A 17,286-nucleotide genomic window follows, 5' to 3' on the forward strand; every position below is an offset into this window, starting at 1 on the left:
AACTGATTTTGACAATTCGTCCTTACAATGAAGGAATGATTTCCTTTGACTCTCACGGACTCGCAGAGGAGGCTAAGCGATGGCGGTATGGCGGAGAATCGCTCCGGCGGCGCTCAAGACGGCTCTGAAATGGGCGCTTGTCGCGGTCATCCTCTATTTCCTGATTCGCAATATCCCGATCAAACCGGCGGAGCTCGGTTCGTTCTTGTATCATGCGAACGCCCGTTTTTACGCCTCGCTGCTGATCTTCTCCCTATTTCTCATGATGCAGGCCGGCATCTGGGTGCTCATCGTCCGGGCGACGATGGCGAGAGACGAGGCTTCCGGCCAGTCCGCCGCGCCCAGGCTTCGGATGGGGACGGGGCTGACCATCTTTATCGACTCCCAATTCGCGAAGTACATTCCGGGCGGGATCTGGAACTACGCGGGCCGGATCGTTCTCGCGGGGCGCGAGGGGATCTCGTTCGAGGCGCTCACGGCTTCCGTTATCTACGAAACCGTGCTGCTCGTGGCCGCCGCATTCCTGTACGCCCTCCTGCTCTTAGCGATGCTGGGCAGCGTGCCCCTGATCCCGCTTATCCTCGGGACGGCCGCGGTTCTCGGACTCGCTTACGCGTACTATCCCCGGCTTGCCTCCGTCGTCGGGAAGGGATTCGCCTTCGCCTCGCGAAGGGGACCGGCGAAGAAGTTGATCCAGAGGTTCAATCGGCCCGCGGACGGAGAGGGTCTCGGCCCTGCGATCGCCATTATGCCGCGCCGCCGCTTCTTCGGCTGCCTGCTTCTCTTCCTGTTCAGCCACTTCATCATGGGGATCGCCTTCTGGATGATGGTAGGCAGCTTCGACAGGGGACAGATCGGCCTGTTCTACGCGGCGGGCACCTTCGCGGCCTCTTGGCTGATCGGCTTGCTCAGTCCTCTCCCCGGCGGTCTCGGCGTGAGAGAAGGCTTTCTGGTCTACTTCCTGTCGCTGAAGATCGACTCGAACGCGGCCTTGCATATCTCGGTTATCGCTCGATTGTGGAACGTGATGGCGGAAGTGCTGTTCTGGGTGATTCTGCACGCCGTTCGTTTTCCGTTCAGAAAGAGGAATAAGCCCGAACGCGGACAAGAGCCGAATGCATGAACGCGTCCGGCTCTTGTTCCGCCAACTTTTACACAATCCCGCATCGTCGTTAACATGGGGCATGACAGTTCGGTTATACAATCAAGGAATGGCTCTGCACAAAAGGGTGAAGAGAAATGAAACGCAGAAAAGTCGTGCTCGTCACGGGAGTATTTCCGCCGGGCATCGGGGGAATGCAAAATTATTACTATAACCTCTCCAAGCACACCAAGCACAAGCTGACCGTTCTTGCGTCCGAATATCCGGGGAGCGCCGAATTCGACCGCGAGCAGTCTTTTCCTATCGAACGGGGGGAATTCCTTCGGGGCGAAGGCATCGACATCGGGCGTTGGGGAAGCCTGTTCCGCCATGTTCGCCGGACGCTGCGCCGCGAGGAGCCGGACGTCACTCTGTACGGCTACGTGCTGATCGGTGTTATCGGCCTGCTGTTTCATTGGTTCGGGGGAAGGCGCTACATCATCTCCACCCATGGGATGGATATGCTCATGTTCCGAAGATTCCCGGGGCTGAACCAGCTGGTGAAGCTCATCCTGAGAAAAGCGGACGGGGTGCTGACGAACAGCGAATATACGAGAAACCTGGTTCTGGAGTACGGGGTGGATCCGAGAAGGATCAGCATCGTCAACCCGGGAGTGGAGTCGTTGTACGATAAGGCCGAGCCCAATCCTGAGTTGGTCGCGCGGCATCGATTGGAGAATAAATACGTTCTTCTTACCGTCGGAAGGCTCGTCCGCCGCAAAGGCCACGACCGGGTCATCGAAGCGATGCCCGCCATCCTGAAGCGCATCCCGAATGCCGTCTATCTGATCGTCGGCGACGGTCCCGAGCGGGAACGGTTGGCGAAGCTGGCTAAGGATATCGGCGTCGGGGAAGAGGTTCGGTTCGTCGGGAGCGTAGGCGGAAGCGAGAGATTGAACGAGTATTTTAACCTGGCGAACCAGTTCGTCATGGTGGCCAGAGAACTAAAGGAAGGCGACGCGGAGGGGTTCGGCATCGTCTACCTGGAGGCGGCTTCCGCCTGCGTGCCGGTGATCGCCGGAAGGTCCGGGGGAGCGTCCGAAGCGGTATTGGACGGGCTGACGGGCGTGCTGGTCGATCCGGAATCGACGAGCGAGATCGCGGAGGCGGTCGCTCGATTATCGGGCGACGCGGCGCTAAGGGAACGCCTTATACGCAACGGCTACCGCCGCGCCAAGACGCAATTCCAGCACCATGCGCTAGCCGAGGCGTTTGACGCTTACGTCGACCGGGTATGCTCCAGACCGGCCAAGCGCCGCAAGCCGGCCAAGAAGCCGGCGGTGGGCAAGATTCATCCGTAGCAAGCAAAAGCGCACTTCGGTCGGCGTCGCCTCCTGGGCGAAACCGATGAAGTGCGCTTTTTAGCTTGCCGGCAGCTCGCCACGGGACTCTCTTCGGAAGCAGCTCGTGCTGCATGATGGCGAGCGACGATTAAGTTCGATTACGTTCGTTTGCTTCTATGCATCAGCCACAGCAGATATGGCGCGCCCAACAGCGCCGCCACGATGCCGGACGGGATATCCCTCGGCTCCAGAATGACGCGCCCGACCCAATCGGCCGCGACGAGCAGCACCCCGCCCATGAGAACGGAAAGCAGCAGCGAGCGCCGATAAGAGGCTCCGGCCACGAGGCGCGCCGCATGCGGCGCCATCAGGCCGATGAAGCCGATCGTTCCCACGTTGGCCGCCGCGACGGCCGCGAGCAGAACGGCAAGGAAGCCGACGGCGAGACGCGTTCCCCGAACGGGGAGTCCGAGCCCGGTCGAGCTCTCGTCTCCGAACGAGAGCAGATCCACCTTGCGTCCCAGCAGCCAAGCGGCCGGAACGAACGCGCCCACGAGAGCGGCGAGCTGAATAACCTCCGGCCAGTCCCGGGCATAGGTGCTTCCCGCCAGCCAAGCGAGCGCGGGCGCCAGCGTCATTTGCCCGCGGATGACGAGAAGATTGACGATCGCGGAAGCCGCCGCGGACACGGCGATGCCCACCAAGGCGACGATCGTCGGATTCAATCCCCGGCGCCAAGCGCACGCGTAGACGATCCCGGCGGCCGCGATGCCTCCGGCGACGGCGCCGAGCGGAAGCCAGCCCGCGCCGAGCTGCGGCAGGGCGACGAGCACCAGCATCGCGCCGACGGCGGAGCCGCCCGTCACCCCGATGACGGAAGGATCGGCCATCGGATTGCGAACCGAGCTCTGCAGCAGATGGCCGCTGGCGGCCAGCGCCATTCCCGCCAGCGCCGCCGTGAGCAGGCGGGGCAGCCGGAAGTCGAGCAGCATGCTGCGCTGGAACTCGTTGCCGACGCCTATCAACGCCGTGACGACTTCCGTCGCCGTCATCTTGGTCGTTCCGCTCATCAGCGCCCCGATGCAGACGGCCGCCAGGAGCAAGCTGAAGACGACTACCCAGACGAAATAAGGAATGTTGCGATTGTTCATTCCCAAGGCGATTCCGCCCGAGGCCGAACCCCCGCTTTGGACCGCATGGCGGGCGCTGCGGAGCGCCAGCCAAATCAGCCACGGAGCGCCGATCAGGGCCGTAACCGCGCCGGCCGGAAGCTCCCCTACCCGGGTGCTCAGCGCCCGGGACAGCGTATCCGCCCCTACCAGCAGCGCTCCGCCCCAGACGGCGCCGATCGGAAGCAGCCAAGAATGGCGGCGAACGCCGGACAGGCGCACGAGATGAGGGGCGATCAGGCCGATGAAGCCGATCGGGCCGACGACGCTGACGCTGACGCAGGCGAGCAGGACGGACAAGCCCATCGCGGCCGCCCGGGTGACGGCCACCTTTTGCCCCAAGGACCTCGCCGTTTCCTCATGGAATTCCAGCAAGTCCAGCCGCCGGCCCGATAAGGTGAGCAGCAGCAAGCCGACGACCACCCAAGGCCAGACGAATCGGACTCCGCTCCAGTCGTTCTGAACCAGAGAGCCGGCCCCCCAGAGGAATAGGCCCCGCGTGCTGTCCTCGAACAGCAGCTGCAGAGCGCTCGTGATCGAGGAGAGGACCAGAGTAATGATCATCCCGCCCATCGCGACCCGCACGGGGGTCGACTTGCGGCCTCCGCCAAGGGCATAAGAGGCGTAAGCCGCCAATGCGCCGCCCAGAACGGCGAAAGGCAGCGGGGATTGGTGAAGCGCCGCGGGGAAAAAGATCGTTCCGACGACGACCAGCAGATAAGCGCCGGCATTGACCCCCATCGTCGTCTCGGAGGCGAGCGGATTGCGCGTCACGCTCTGCAGCAGGGCGCCGGACGCCGCCAGCGCCGCTCCGGACAGCAAGGCCATGAACGTCCGGGGGAGCCGAACGCTGCGGATGACATGATGCTCCTGCACATCCTTAGGAGAGAACAGCGCATCGACCACCGCGGACAAGGAGACGTGCGCCAACCCTTGCGTCAGGCTGAGAAATCCAAGGACGAGCAGCAGCAGCAAGCCGCCCGACAGCATCGCGACAGGCTTCCAGCCCAACCTGCCGAGGGCGGATTGGGCTGGAGAAGCGATCGTCGAAGCGGAACCCGAATCGAATCCGCTCATCGCTCTTGTCACTTGGCGATAATCCCGGAGACCGTGTTCGCGATCGACTCGGCCAGAATCGGACCGCCGAACGGCCACAGATCGCCGCCAAGGGCATACACGCGATTCTCCTTGACGAAGGTCAAGCTTTTCCATACCGCGTTATCCTTCAGGATGTTCGCGATGACGTCGTCGTCCGGCTGAGTAATATGAAGGAAGTTCGCATCCTGGACGGCCGGCAGCGCCTCGACGTCCGTCGTGGAATAGCCGTAGATTTCGAACTGCTGCGGCTCGAACGCGTTCGTGAGGCCGATTTTCTCGATAATTTTGGAGGCCATCGAGTTGTCCGTGAACAAGCGGAATTGAGCCGCGTTCTGGTTCGACCAGTCCATCGAGAGGACGAACGGAGCGTTCTCCTTGCCGGCGGCGACGACCTTGGCCTTCGCTTCCTCGAAGGTCTTATGCAGATTGTCGAGCACCGTCTGCGCCTCCGCCGACTTGCCTACAATGTCCGCGATAGACTTGAACGTCGTCTCCATCTCTTCGTATTGATCTCCTTGGCCCTCCGCAGGATAAGGGTCGTAAACGACGGTAGGAGCGATCTTGCTCAATTGGTCGTACGTTTGCTCTACGCGGAACTTGACGCCGATGATCAGGTCCGGCTTGAGCGCGGAGATCGCCTCCAGGTTCGGCTCTTGGCGGGTACCCACGTCGACCACTTCCGCGCCGAGCGGGAACTTCTCTTCGACATCGCCGGCCCATTGCTTGTAGCCTTCAATATCCGCGAATCCGACCGGTTTAAGACCGAGCGCCAGCAAATCTTCTCCGTATACCCACTCCAGAACGACGACGCGCTGCGGCGTTCCCTTGATCGTCGTCTCGCCCAGGCTGTGCTTGATAACCCGTTCCTGATCCGCTGCCGGGCTCGCCGATTCCGAAGCCGGAGCCGTGGATTCCGCGGACGCGGACGGCGATGAAGATGCGGACGGCGAGGCCGCCGAGTCGGACGAATTGTTATTGTTGCCGCACCCGGCAATAACGAGAACGACGGCTAGGATAGCCAAAACAAACGTGAATTTGAACGAACGCATGAACGATACTCCTCCCGAATGATGGTCCGCACGGAGCTAGGTACGCCGCGTGGGGACGATCCGCCCTTATGGGCTTAAAATAAGCATAGATAAACCAGTACGGTTAGAATGATAATCATTATCAACATTTATGTCAATGTATCTCATAAATAAAAAGCAACCAGCCTGTCAATTAAGCGATAATTAGCCGCAACGATTCCTTCAAAGCAAAACGAACCACCGGCTTGGCCGGTGGAGGCAGTTTGGAATGTCCTAATCCATAGATTGTGCCGATTGGAGAAGGCAGCAGTCGTTGACAAGTGATTCGAATGGAAGTAACCGTTAGACCCAAATCGAGAAATTCGTGTTTCCTAGGCTAAGTGCCAAGATGCATCTTATTCTGCCGCTCCACGCACGAACCCGCTTTAACGGAAATGAGAGCCCTTATTCGACTCCGGAAGCTCATTTTTGAAGTTTAACGGAAATGAGCGACGTTATCTGAGAGAAATAGGCTGCAAATACGACTATTGCATTAAAATAAGGGCTCCTGGTTCCGTTAGAACGAAAAATAATCGTTTTGGCAACAAATAAGGGCCGTCAGTTCCATTAGCGCGTTAGCGTCAAGGGGAGAGGAGTTCGCGAATGCGCGAACTCGCCGCTTGGACGTAGGCTTTGATCAGCGGATGAACCCGCTCCGCGAACGCCGAGCGTTCCGGCTGGAACAGCGTCCCGACGAAGAACGGATGGGAGCTCAGCTCCATGACGCGGATCTCGCCGTCCTCGTCCCGACCGGCGATCCGAAGCCCGGCTTGGTCGAGCCGCGGAGCGAAGTCCTTGACCAAGCCGTAGTTGCAGGTGCCGTACTGCTCCTCGATCTCGAGGCTGCCGTAGCTCTTCGCCGCCAACGTATCCGGAACAAGCCGGAAGCGGAAGGATCTCTCGCTCACGACGCAGGAGAGCGGAGCCACGAGCAGCATCGAGCCCGCCGGATTCGTCTCCGCATGGTCGGCTTCCTCCAAGCGAAGCGCGTTCCGGGCGAACTCGATGATCATATGCTGGAAGCCCCCGCACGACCCGAGGAACGGAACGCCATGCTCTCTGGCGAATCGGATTCCGTTCAGGGCTCCCTCCATGCTGGCGTAAGGGCTCGCCGGAACGCACCAGAGCGCGTCGAATTCCGCCAGCCTTCGCCCCGGATCCCGCTCCAGCTCCGGCGTCGCGATCCATGCCGCCTCTACCTCGCAGCCAAGCTCGTCCGCAGCCAGCCGAAGGGCGCGCGGAATGGCGATATGCGCCTTCACCTGCCCATTATAATCCCCGATCAATCCGACACGAGCCATGCCTTCCTCATCCCCTTTTTGCCAAAATAAGTATTCATTCTACCCCGCGGGGCTTCCGGCGTATATAGTCAACCAGGCCCATTCGTCCGCTATTCGCCCACCCTTTCCTGGCGGGATTGCTGGACCAGTCTCCGCGCCTCGTGACGGTCCATGACCTGAAGCTTGTTGAGAATGTTCGACACGTTGTTGGCCACCGTCTTAACGCTGACATGAAGCTGAGAGGCAATCTGCGCGTTCGTATCGCCGCTGGCGATCCGGGCCAGGATCTCCGCTTCGCGCCGGGTCAGCTCCGAGAACGCCGGATCGCTTTGCCATTCGGCATGACCGGGACCGGCAGCCGGCAGCCCCTCCGATAGGCGGCTTTCCCTGACCGCCGTCCCCTGGGAGGAGAAATAGTGCATCATCCGTTCCGCGATTCCCGTGCCGAATACCGCGCGGCCGCTTCCGACCATCCGGATCGACTGAAGCAGCTCCTCCTCGTCCGCGTCCTTCAGCACGTACCCTTTGGCCCCGACCCGCATGGCGGTGAAGACCGATTGATCGTCCCGGTACATCGTCAGAATCAGCACCTCGATGGACGGGAACCTCTCCCGGATGACTTGCGTCGCTTCGATTCCGTTCATGCCGGGCATGCGTATGTCCATGAGCAGCAGGTCGGGGCTAAGCTCCTCCGCCAGCCTGACCGCCTCCTCCCCGCTCGCCGCTTCTCCGACCACTTCCAGATCGTCCGTCGTCGCGAGCAAGCTCCGAACCCCGTTGCGGAACATGGGGTGATCTTCGGCTATGACGATTCTCATCGCGTTCCTCTCCTCCTTCATCCCTATCCTTGAAGCGGCAGCACCGCCCAAATCCTCGTCCCTCCGGAGGCATGACGCTCGATACCGCATTCTCCTCCGATCTCGGCAGCCCGCTCCCGCATGGACAGCAGGCCGATGCCGCCGGTAGCGCTCCGGCCTGCCTCCCCGATGCCCGGTCCGATGCCATTATCCGTAATCTCGACGGCCAAGCGGTTTTCTTCTTCGATGGACAACCGCACCTTGCATCGGGTCGCTTCGGCATGCTTGACGACGTTCACCATGGATTCCGTTATGATCCGGTAGGCCGCGACCTCTACGGCCGCGCGAAGCGACGGAATAACCGGAGCTTCGATCTCGAATTGCAGCGTTCGGCCGCCGGTCTCCCCCGCGATCCGGTTCGCCGGCTTGGCCATCTCCTCCATGCGGGCCCGAATGGCGCCAACCAGACCCAGCTGATCGAGAGCGGGCGGACGCAGATCGCTGACGAGAGAACGGATGTCCTCGACCGTGGATCTAATATCCAATCGAAGCTCATCGAGCATCGTGCCGGCCGTCTGCGGATCCTTATTCACGAGCTTGCGTGCCGTCGCGACGTTAAGGGCGAGCGCGGCCAGCTTCGGCGCCAGCTCGTCGTGCAGGTTGTTGCGGATGCGCCGCCGCTCCTCCTCCCGGGCAAGCACCAGCTTCTCCCGGGATTCCTGCAGATCCTCCGCCAGCTTTCTCATCCCTTGCAGCATATCCGCGTTGTTGACGAGCGGCCCGGCATGGCGGAGCAGCACCTCCAGGAAAATGTGATCCTCCGCCGAGAACGTCTCGCCGGACGAACGGTTGGCGGCATAAAGCGTGCCTAGCGTCCTGCCGCGATAGATGATGGGGAACGCGTTCAGCTCGAGCCCTTCCCGCCGATCCCCGGATTCGGCGATGATCGTTTCTTGGCCTTCGACTTCGATCGCGATGCCCGCGTAAGGCAAGCGGAGCGCTTCCTTCACTTTGCGGGCGACGGCCGAGAGCATCTCGGCAGGCGGGAGAGGCTGCATCAATTGGCTACCCAGCTCCAGCAGGACCGAGTAAGGATCGTCGTGACGCCCCTTGAGGAGCCGATTGACCCGCAGCTGCAGCCATTCTTTGATCGGGCCGAACGCCGCGGCGACAAGCCCCGTCGCGATCAACGAGATGACAAAGCGGTTCCAGGATTCGAACAGCCGGCCCAGATAGAAAACAACCCCGGCGTACAGGAGTCCCACGCAGACGGACAAAGCCCCGTACAGAAGAGTCCGGTTGACGAGAGGATTGATATTCCACAGCCGCCGCCTCAGCACCGCCAGCGTCAGCGTGACCGGAATGGCCGACAGGAACAGATGCAGGACGGCGTTCAGATAGATGAAGCTGGTCGCCTGCCCATTGTAGATGCCGGGATCGAACAGGATGCTGATCACGATGAAGCCCGCGAAGCTTACGGTCACGCCGTAGACGACCCACTTGGTCTGCTGGCGCTGCACGGGGGTGGACATTCGCCGGAACCGGTAAATCTGGGCGTATATGAGCAGTACCGTCGTCGACATAAACCACGCAAACTGGAGATAGACGGACAGCTCCAGATCCGCCCACATGTTGCCCCCATAGAAGAAGTTAACCAGATCGACGATCACGATGAGGAGGAGAGGATATCGGGTCCAAGAAGGAACGAATCGGCCGTCCGGGAAAAGAAGGCAGAACAGCGAAAGGGAGATCCACCCGATCGCCGAGACGCCGTGGAACCAACCGAGCGCGAACGAAGCATCCGGCGAGCCGACCATGACCAGCGAGGGGAAGGACGTTCCGAAGGCGACCATGGCCAGCGCGGCCGTCAGCCCCATCGGTTCCCGAGGTCCCTTCCATAGGAGGATGGCCGCCGAGGCATAGAAGACCGCGGTGAACAGGCAATCGACCAGGACGAGAAGAACCGCCGTTTCCTTGTTCGAGAGCCCCTCCGGATCCAGGGTAAGCGCGGGAACGGACAGGCCGCAGCCGTCCGGGATGCATTGCGTTACCAAGGTCTCGTAATAGCTGGGGATGCAATTGATATACAGCACGGCCGTCATCGCGAAGAAGACGCCGATCAGCAGCTGATAGACTCTGATTTTATCCATGCTTTCATTATATTAGCGCGGCCGGCCGCTGAATATGGGAATGCCGTTATTTCCTGCCGGCTCTTCCTATTTTCCCGGTTTCGGGAAACCGCGGATTCCCGAGAATTCGAGCATCTCTTACCCTGTCTCCCAAGGCGGCTCCGCCTCTAAGATAAGATTCAGGCGGCAATGCCAATCGAATATCGGAGGGAAACAACGAAATGAACGAATCGACGGTAGTACGTTGGTTAGGAATGATCTGTTTGCTGGCGGGGATCGCGAGAATCGGCATGACGCCGACCTCCTTCATCTGGGGGACGGACAGCATGCCGGAGCTGGTCTTCGGTTATATCGCGTGCATCCTGATGTCCGTGGGAACGATCGCGATCTATCAGGTGCAATCGAAGGAAACAGGGGTAACGGGCTTCATCAGCACCCTTGGCATCATTATCGGCAACGTGGTCACGACGGCGCTGCTGTTCACGACCTTCGTGATGGATCCAAGCGGTCCTAAGCCGGAGGGAACGGTCGTCGTCATCTCCGGGATGATCAACATGATCGGCCTCACCGGCGGAACGGTCCTGTTCACGATCTTGACTTACCGCGCCAAAGTTTTTCCCCGCTGGATCGTGCTTCTGAATGTCCTCATGATCCTCAGCATGTTCCTGCCCATCGCGGACAACAAGCTGTTCGCGATGTTCTGGGGGCTCACTTACGTCGGAATGGGCTACTGCATCTGGACCGGCAAGCTGAATTCCCGCACGGAGAAAGAGAGCGCGGAGTTCCAGAAGCCGATAAGCGCGTAGGCTCGAAGGAAAGCAAGCCAAGAAGCCTCGCCCGATCTTCCGGGGCGAGGCTTTACCGCTTCAATATCAGGCCGTTACGCATGCCTGCGATTCCGATATGGCGCTCACGATCTCCCGACCGGACTCCGGCGTCACTTTGAAGTATTTGTTCCCATCCGGATGAGTCGTGACCACGCATCCCTTGCTGCATGACCTCATGCACTTTCCGAGACCGACTTCTACCTCGCGCCGCATGCTCAGCAGCTCGACCTCCTTGAGGATGGAGGCCGCAACGGCCTCGATAGCCTCCTCGCCATTCTTTTTAACGCACATCTTCCCCGAGCATACCATGATTTTCGTATTCATATTAATATTGCCTCCTCATCATGATCGTTCAACCGCTTGGCAATGTCATCATAGAGGAGCAAATATGACGGCATTATGTCGGTGTTCGAAGACGTTAATGAGGTTTTACGACGTTATGGTATAGTGAAAGGAAACAATCGGATGACGCGAGCGGAGTGAGAAGGATGAAGCTGGAGCGCTTGATCTCGATGATCTATATGCTTCTAAATAACGAAGTGGTGTCGGCTTCCGCTCTGGCGGAGAAGTACGGCGTATCCCAGCGGACGATCTACCGGGATATCGACGCGATTTGCGCGGCCGGCATACCGGTCGTGTCATATCAAGGAGTAAACGGCGGTTACGGGATCATCGAGTCGTATAAAATGGATAGAAGCTTGTTGGGCACTTACGACGTAGGGTCCCTCATCACGGTTCTTCACAGCATGTCGACGGTTTTCGACGACGAGCGGGCCATGGAAACCGTCCGGAAGCTGCAAACGATCCAGAAGGACGACCGTCCTCCGAACTTGTCCATGGATATGGGAAGCCTCCGTTCTTATAACGAGTCGCTGCGCATGCTTAGAAGCGCCATTTCGGATCGGCATGCCGTCGAGTTCGAATACGTCAGCGGCAAGAACGAAAGAACTCGGCGAGCCGTGGAGCCGGTCAGTCTCCATTATCAATACGATACCTGGTTTCTATTCGGCTATTGCCGGTCGCGCAACGATTATCGGGAGTTCAGGCTTTCGAGAATGGCGGAGCTTCGCCTCCTTCCGGATCGGTTCGAGCGCCGCCACGACGCTTCGCCGCAGCGGATGACGTTCGAGAAATTCCGTTGGAACGATCATATCGATGTCGTGCTTCGCTTCTCGAGCGAGTCGATGGCCAAAGCGTTGGATTACTTCTATGACGCGGAAAGAAGCTTTAATCCGGACGGTTCGTTGACCATCCGGCTAAAGCTTGACAATGCCGTGGGAGAAAAGCGGCTTCTCTCTATTATTCTAAGCTTCGGAAGCGAGGCGGAAATCATCGAGCCTCTTGAGCTAAGACAGACCTTGAAGGATACAATCCAAAAAATCTCGCGAATATACTCGCAAGTATGACAGTCCGCTGTCATACTTTTTTTTATATCCTGAGATCGAATCCAAATCCAGAGGATAAACGATCAGGAGGAACGAAAATAATGGCAAACAATAACGCGCATGTACAGGAAAGAAATCATCAGGATGGCGATAACGCGGACATTCGTCCTTTTCGTATCGAAGTCCCGCAAGAAGCGTTGGACGATCTTCTCGAACGGCTTGACCGCACCCGCTGGCCGGACGAGCTTCCCGGAGTCGATTGGACATACGGGACGCCGCTAAATGTCGTAAAGGAAATGGCGCATTATTGGCGGAACGATTACGACTGGCGCAAACACGAGGCAAAGTTCAATCGATATCCGCAGTTCGTCACCGAAATCGACGGCGCGAATATCCATTTCATTCACGCGCGCTCGGAAGAACCGAACGCGATGCCGATTATTTTGACGCACGGATGGCCGGGTTCGTTCGCGGAGTTCATCGACATGATCGATCTTTTGACGGATCCGCGCTCGCACGGCGGAGATGCGGCCGATGCGTTCCACGTAGTCATTCCTTCCGTGCCGGGGTATACCTTCTCCGGGCCGACGCGCGAAACAGGATGGAGCTCCAATCGCATTGCCCGCGCATGGGCAACGCTCATGAATCGGTTAGGATACGATCGGTATGCGGCGCATGGCGGCGACGGCGGTTCCTTGATTACGCGCGCGCTCGGAATGGCAGATCCCGATCATGTCGTCGGCGTGCACGTCCTGCAATTATTCTCCTTTCCGTCGGGCGATCCCGCCGAGATGGCGAACCTGAGCGAAGAAGACATGCGCCGCCTTCAAATTCTGTCGAACTTCAGCGAGAAGGCGGGGTTCTCCGCCATCCAGTCCACGAGACCCCAAACGCTGGCCTATGCTTTGACCGACTCGCCTGTAGGCCAGCTTGCCTGGAATGAACTTCTCATGGGCATGGGAGAACCCAATTTGCTTACTCGGGATCAAATCTTGACTCAAGTGATGATGTATTGGCTGACCGGGACTGCCGGCTCGTCCGCGCGTCAGTATTACGAAGATGCCCGCGCAGCTCATCGGAGCGAGCCAAGCCGCGCGCCGACCGGGATCGCCGTGTTCGCGAACGACTTTCAATCCATTCGGCACTTCGCCGAACGGGACAATACCAATATCGTTCACTGGTCCGAATACGAACGCGGCGGGCACTTCGCGGCCATGGAAGTGCCTGACATCCTTGCGGAGGATTTGCGAAAGTTCTTCCGTCTGTTTCGATGACGCAGCATTTGCTGCCCAAGAAATGATATATTCTTTTGTTTATATTGAGAAAAGCCGAAAGCTCCCATCCCGCGGAGCTTTCGGCTTTTCTTCGATCACACGAGCGATTGAATAGCCGGTTCGATATCCGCCGGCTCGACGGGAGTCTCGAATCTCTCTCTCACCTCGCCGTCGCGGCCGATCAGGAACTTGGTGAAGTTCCACTTGATTCCGTCTCCTTCGGCAATCTCCGGATGCTTTTCCCTAAGGAATCGATCCATCCACTCGCCGTTCTCCGTCCGAAGGTCGAACCCTCGGAATGGGGCTTGTGCCGTCAGGTATCGATAAAGCGGATGGGCGGACGGCCCCCGGACCTCGACTTTCTCGAACAGCGGGAACGTCACTCCCCTGCTCTCGCACGCCTGCTTGATCTCCGCATGGCTTCCGGGCTCTCTTCCGTTGAATTGATTGCAGGGAAAACCTAGAATCTCGAAGCCCTTCTCCTTCCATCTCTCGTACAGCATCTGCAGATCGGCGAACTGCCGGGCATAAGCGCACTCGCTGGCTGTGTTGACGATTAGAAGAATTTTGCCTCGGTAGCTCGACAGTTCGACTTGCTTGCCGTCAATGGCGGCGGCTTGAAATGAATAAACGGACATGGAGCATTCCTCCCTCGCATTCAAAGCTGCACCTCTTATATCCATCCTATTCCCCGCCGACTTATAATTGAAATATATGATCTCTATTGCATTTATAGCTCCAGCCAATAACACTCCCAGTTGGCGACGAACGGCCGAAATCGCAACATAGCGATATACTTGCACAACAAAGAGGGCCGCCCGTTCGCCTATAATGAGGGCAAGAACTTATCCGATGGATTAGGGGGCCCTCTACCGCTATGAACTGGCAAACCGCAATCGAACAATCCATTCGCACGACCAAGGCCAACATCGCCCGCTTCGGCGACAGCTTCCCGCTCGTGAGCGAGGGAGGCAGCAACTACCGCCTGGAAAATCATACGTCCTGGACGGAAGGCTTCTGGACCGGCATTCTGTGGCTTACCTACGAATATAACAAGGATTCGGGCATTCGCGAGGCAGCCGTCAAGAGCGTCGATACTTTCAAGCGGAGACTGGAGAAAAACCAAGAGCTGGACCACCACGACATCGGCTTCCTGTACTCCCTCTCCGCGAAGGCGCAATGGATTCTGGAGAAGGACGAGAACGCGAGAGCGCTGGCCCTGCAAGCGGCCGACGTTCTTATGAAGCGCTGGAGACCCGATTCGCAATTGATCCAGGCTTGGGGACCCGAAGGGGATCCCGATAACGGAGGCCGGATCATCATCGATTGCCTCATGAACCTTCCGCTGCTCTACTGGGCGACCGAGCAAACCGGCAATCCTATCTATGCCGAGAGGGCACGCATTCATGCCGAGAAAAGCCGGAGATTCCTCGTCAGGGGAGACGACTCCTCCTACCATACCTTCTACTTCGACCAGAAAACGGGAGATTCGCTACGGGGAGGCACGCATCAAGGCTTCCGGGACGGCTCCACTTGGACTCGCGGTCAGGCTTGGGGCATCTACGGCTTCGCGCTCGCCTACCGGTATTTCCGGGATCCTGTCTACCTCGAGACCTCCCGTAGGCTGGCGCGCTACTTCATCGACCATCTGCCGGAAGACCGCGTCGCGTATTGGGACTTCGACGTGCCGCAGGAGGCCGGAACGCCGCGGGACAGCTCGGCTTCGGCCATTGCCGCTTGCGGCATTCTGGAGCTGGCGGAGCATCTGCCGCCGGGAGACCCGGATCGAGAATTCCTGCTTCGTTCCGTGACGGATCAGCTGGAATCGCTGACGAACAACTACTTCACCGCCGGAGACGCGACGGAGGAAGGCTTCCTGCGCCATGGCTCCTACTCGGTGCGGGGCGGAGCTTCTCCGGACGACTTCGTCATCTGGGGAGATTACTTCTATCTCGAGGCGCTGCTGCGCCTTCACCAAGGCACGCCGGGATATTGGTACGAACGCGGGTAAAAAGCCGAGCGGCACAGGGATCTTCCCTGCGCCGCTTCGGCTTTCTTATAGTTTCTTTTGCTTACTCCGCTAGATTCACCGCATCTTGTAAGTATAATCCTTGCCTTGAATCGACACGATGACTTTCACCGGCTTCGTGCCTTCGGAAGCCTCTTTCGGAAGTTCGGCTATATAATGCAATGTCCCGGTCTTCAGCGGTTCAATATTCGTGATATTGCTGTAGGTTAAATCGGTGCCTCCGCTTTCCTCGATGGTTGAGAAGCTGCTATATTCGTATTTGTCGTCGTACATTATTTTGACGGAGACGAACTCATCCGATACCCTTTCGGAGGTCAGTAAACTTTTAACCTTTATTACCGTGTCCAAATAAATATTCCCCGGTTCCTTGACTTCATAATACGAATACAGACTATCCGGATTAGGCGGCTCCACTTTGGAAGTAAAAGCCGCTTTGGCTATCGTTATCTCGGCAAAATCGGCAATCGTCAGCGCCTTTTGCAACTCGATGACGTCCGCTTCCTGACTGGGCGACGGCTCGGGAGTAGGAGATGGGGAAGGTTCTTGAGATGGTTTTGTTTCTTCGGCTTTCTTAGCCTCTTCGACTTGCGTCTTGAGAGCTTGGTTTTCGGCCGTCAGCTTTGTTACTTGTTCCTTTAGTTGAGCGATCTCGTTAGCGGAACCCTTATCTTCGCTGCACCCTGCCAGCGAGGATGCCAACGCCAATGAGACCAATCCATAAATCAGCTTTTTCACGCAAAGACCCCCATAATTTGTATAAATTACAGGATTCGACTGCTAACGACCAAAATCCTCTTTATCTCCCAAGCTCTATTGAAAAGTTTCCGCTATCAGGTACGAGTCGGGATGTTCAGGACAGACGCCGCTCTTTATAATGGGAATAGCATGCCTACATTCCCTCGAGGAGCGTTCAGCCGCAATGAACAAAGCGACCGATCACGGCGTCGAACCCGACTCCATCCTTTTCGCGTATAAGCAGCAGCATTCGGAATCGTACTACCACCACGCCCATCGCGGAATCGAGATGCTGTACATATACGAAGGTCATGGCGAGATCATGGTCGACAACCTGACCTATCCGATCGAGAATCATTCGCTCGTCTGGTTCCAGCCTTATCAGCTGCATCGGGTAGCCGTTCCCCTCGAGCCGGGACGCTCCTACACGCGGACCAACCTGACGTTCGATCCGCATCTGCTCGAGCGTTATCTGGCGCCGTTCCCCGTGCTGGAGAGATTCTATCGAACGCTGTGGAAGGGCCATCTGCGCAAGCCGTTCTTCACGGACTTGCAAGATTCGCCCATTCCGGCACTGCTCGAGCGGTTCCATCTGGCTCGGGGAACGGGCTCCCCCGGCCAGGATGAAGAAATCGGGCTCCTTCTGTTGAATCTGATCCAATGGTTGCAGAAGAACCTGTTCAAGGCGGAGGCGGAAGCCGCTTCGGACATTCCTTCGCGCGCCCAGTCCCATGCGGAGAGGATAACCGAGTGGCTGGACGAGCATTACAGGAAGCCGTTCAAGCTAGAGGAGCTGGCGGAGAGCCTGCACCTGTCCCCGTACCACGTCTCCCACGTGTTCAAGAAGTCCGCCGGCATGACGCTGTCGGATTACGTGATCCGGCGCCGCGTTCGGGAGGCCTGCGCGCTGCTCGCGAATACCTCCAAGTCCGTTCAAGAGATCGCTTCGGAGCTCGGAGGACTGTCGACGTCTTATTTCTGCCAGATGTTCAAGCGGGCTAAAGGCGTATCGCCGGAGCAGTACCGGAGAAGCATTCGCTAGCTTACTCTAGTTCCGTCCGGCGATACGCCC

At 58.4% G+C, this 17,286-nt stretch carries 15 protein-coding genes; 7 read left to right on the forward strand and 8 right to left on the reverse strand.

What is annotated here, in order from left to right; genetic code table 11:
* The first annotated feature begins 79 nt into the window (after nt 1-79).
* Together H7B67_RS03140 and H7B67_RS03145 are read left to right on the forward strand one after the other, a co-directional pair.
* Nucleotides 80-1,123 carry a lysylphosphatidylglycerol synthase domain-containing protein gene (locus H7B67_RS03140; RefSeq protein WP_185118343.1) on the forward strand — a complete coding sequence of 348 codons (1,044 nt, stop codon included), beginning with the start codon at nt 80-82 and terminating at the stop codon, nt 1,121-1,123.
* 116 nt (nt 1,124-1,239) lie between these two features.
* Nucleotides 1,240-2,442: a glycosyltransferase family 4 protein gene (locus tag H7B67_RS03145; RefSeq protein WP_185118344.1), complete on the forward strand. Its 1,203-nt coding sequence runs from the start codon at nt 1,240-1,242 to the stop codon at nt 2,440-2,442.
* A gap of 140 nt (nt 2,443-2,582) precedes the next feature.
* On the opposite strand, the gene fhuB is transcribed toward H7B67_RS03145, so the two are convergent.
* The 5 genes from fhuB to H7B67_RS03170 all read right to left on the reverse strand — a co-directional run bounded on the left by fhuB (nt 2,583) and on the right by H7B67_RS03170 (nt 9,985).
* Entirely contained in the window at nt 2,583-4,682 is a 2,100-nt protein-coding gene (gene fhuB / locus H7B67_RS03150) for a Fe(3+)-hydroxamate ABC transporter permease FhuB (protein WP_342592539.1), read from the reverse strand.
* Nucleotides 4,679-5,740 (reverse strand): ABC transporter substrate-binding protein, encoded by a 1,062-nt coding sequence (locus H7B67_RS03155; RefSeq protein WP_185118345.1) that lies wholly within the window; start codon nt 5,738-5,740, stop codon nt 4,679-4,681. Before H7B67_RS03155 ends, fhuB begins: the two co-directional genes overlap by 4 nt.
* Nucleotides 5,741-6,339: 599 nt before the next feature.
* Nucleotides 6,340-7,059, reverse strand: a complete 720-nt coding sequence (locus tag H7B67_RS03160) for a CTP synthase C-terminal region-related (seleno)protein (RefSeq protein ID WP_185118346.1) — start codon at nt 7,057-7,059, stop codon at nt 6,340-6,342.
* 89 nt (nt 7,060-7,148) lie between these two features.
* A complete protein-coding gene (locus tag H7B67_RS03165) occupies nt 7,149-7,856 on the reverse strand; it encodes a response regulator (protein WP_245363702.1) in 708 nt (235 codons plus the stop codon).
* Between the two features lie 23 nt (nt 7,857-7,879).
* A complete protein-coding gene (locus H7B67_RS03170; protein ID WP_185118347.1) occupies nt 7,880-9,985 on the reverse strand; it encodes a GAF domain-containing sensor histidine kinase in 2,106 nt (701 codons plus the stop codon).
* Nucleotides 9,986-10,185: 200 nt separating this feature from the next.
* Between H7B67_RS03170 and H7B67_RS03175 the strand changes: the two genes are divergently transcribed.
* Nucleotides 10,186-10,770 carry a hypothetical protein gene (locus H7B67_RS03175; RefSeq protein ID WP_185118348.1) on the forward strand — a complete coding sequence of 195 codons (585 nt, stop codon included), beginning with the start codon at nt 10,186-10,188 and terminating at the stop codon, nt 10,768-10,770.
* 66 nt (nt 10,771-10,836) lie between these two features.
* Here the strand turns inward: H7B67_RS03175 and H7B67_RS03180 are convergent, their stop codons facing one another.
* Nucleotides 10,837-11,115 carry a (2Fe-2S) ferredoxin domain-containing protein gene (locus H7B67_RS03180; RefSeq protein ID WP_185118349.1) on the reverse strand — a complete coding sequence of 93 codons (279 nt, stop codon included), beginning with the start codon at nt 11,113-11,115 and terminating at the stop codon, nt 10,837-10,839.
* Between the two features lie 164 nt (nt 11,116-11,279).
* Here H7B67_RS03180 and H7B67_RS03185 point away from each other — a divergent pair, with 164 nt between their 5' ends.
* Nucleotides 11,280-12,197, forward strand: coding sequence for a helix-turn-helix transcriptional regulator (locus H7B67_RS03185; RefSeq protein WP_185118350.1), 918 nt, complete (start codon nt 11,280-11,282; stop codon nt 12,195-12,197).
* A gap of 80 nt (nt 12,198-12,277) precedes the next feature.
* Entirely contained in the window at nt 12,278-13,450 is a 1,173-nt protein-coding gene (locus H7B67_RS03190; protein WP_185118351.1) for an epoxide hydrolase family protein, read from the forward strand.
* Between the two features lie 95 nt (nt 13,451-13,545).
* On the opposite strand, the gene H7B67_RS03195 is transcribed toward H7B67_RS03190, so the two are convergent.
* Complete coding sequence (locus H7B67_RS03195; protein WP_185118352.1) at nt 13,546-14,088, reverse strand: glutathione peroxidase; 543 nt, start codon at nt 14,086-14,088, stop codon at nt 13,546-13,548.
* A 239-nt stretch (nt 14,089-14,327) separates the two neighbouring features.
* On the opposite strand from H7B67_RS03195, the gene H7B67_RS03200 reads away from it, so the two are divergent.
* On the forward strand, nt 14,328-15,461 hold the full coding sequence (locus H7B67_RS03200) for a glycoside hydrolase family 88 protein (protein ID WP_185118353.1): 1,134 nt from the start codon (nt 14,328-14,330) through the stop codon (nt 15,459-15,461).
* Nucleotides 15,462-15,536: 75 nt separating this feature from the next.
* Here the strand turns inward: H7B67_RS03200 and H7B67_RS03205 are convergent, their stop codons facing one another.
* Nucleotides 15,537-16,214: a hypothetical protein gene (locus H7B67_RS03205; protein WP_342592537.1), complete on the reverse strand. Its 678-nt coding sequence runs from the start codon at nt 16,212-16,214 to the stop codon at nt 15,537-15,539.
* Between the two features lie 184 nt (nt 16,215-16,398).
* Between H7B67_RS03205 and H7B67_RS03210 the strand changes: the two genes are divergently transcribed.
* Complete coding sequence (locus H7B67_RS03210; protein WP_185118354.1) at nt 16,399-17,256, forward strand: helix-turn-helix transcriptional regulator; 858 nt, start codon at nt 16,399-16,401, stop codon at nt 17,254-17,256.
* Nucleotides 17,257-17,286 lie beyond the last annotated feature (30 nt).

Origin of the sequence: Cohnella thailandensis (assembly GCF_014212135.1) — a bacterium.
Lineage (GTDB): Bacteria > Bacillota > Bacilli > Paenibacillales > Paenibacillaceae > Cohnella > Cohnella thailandensis.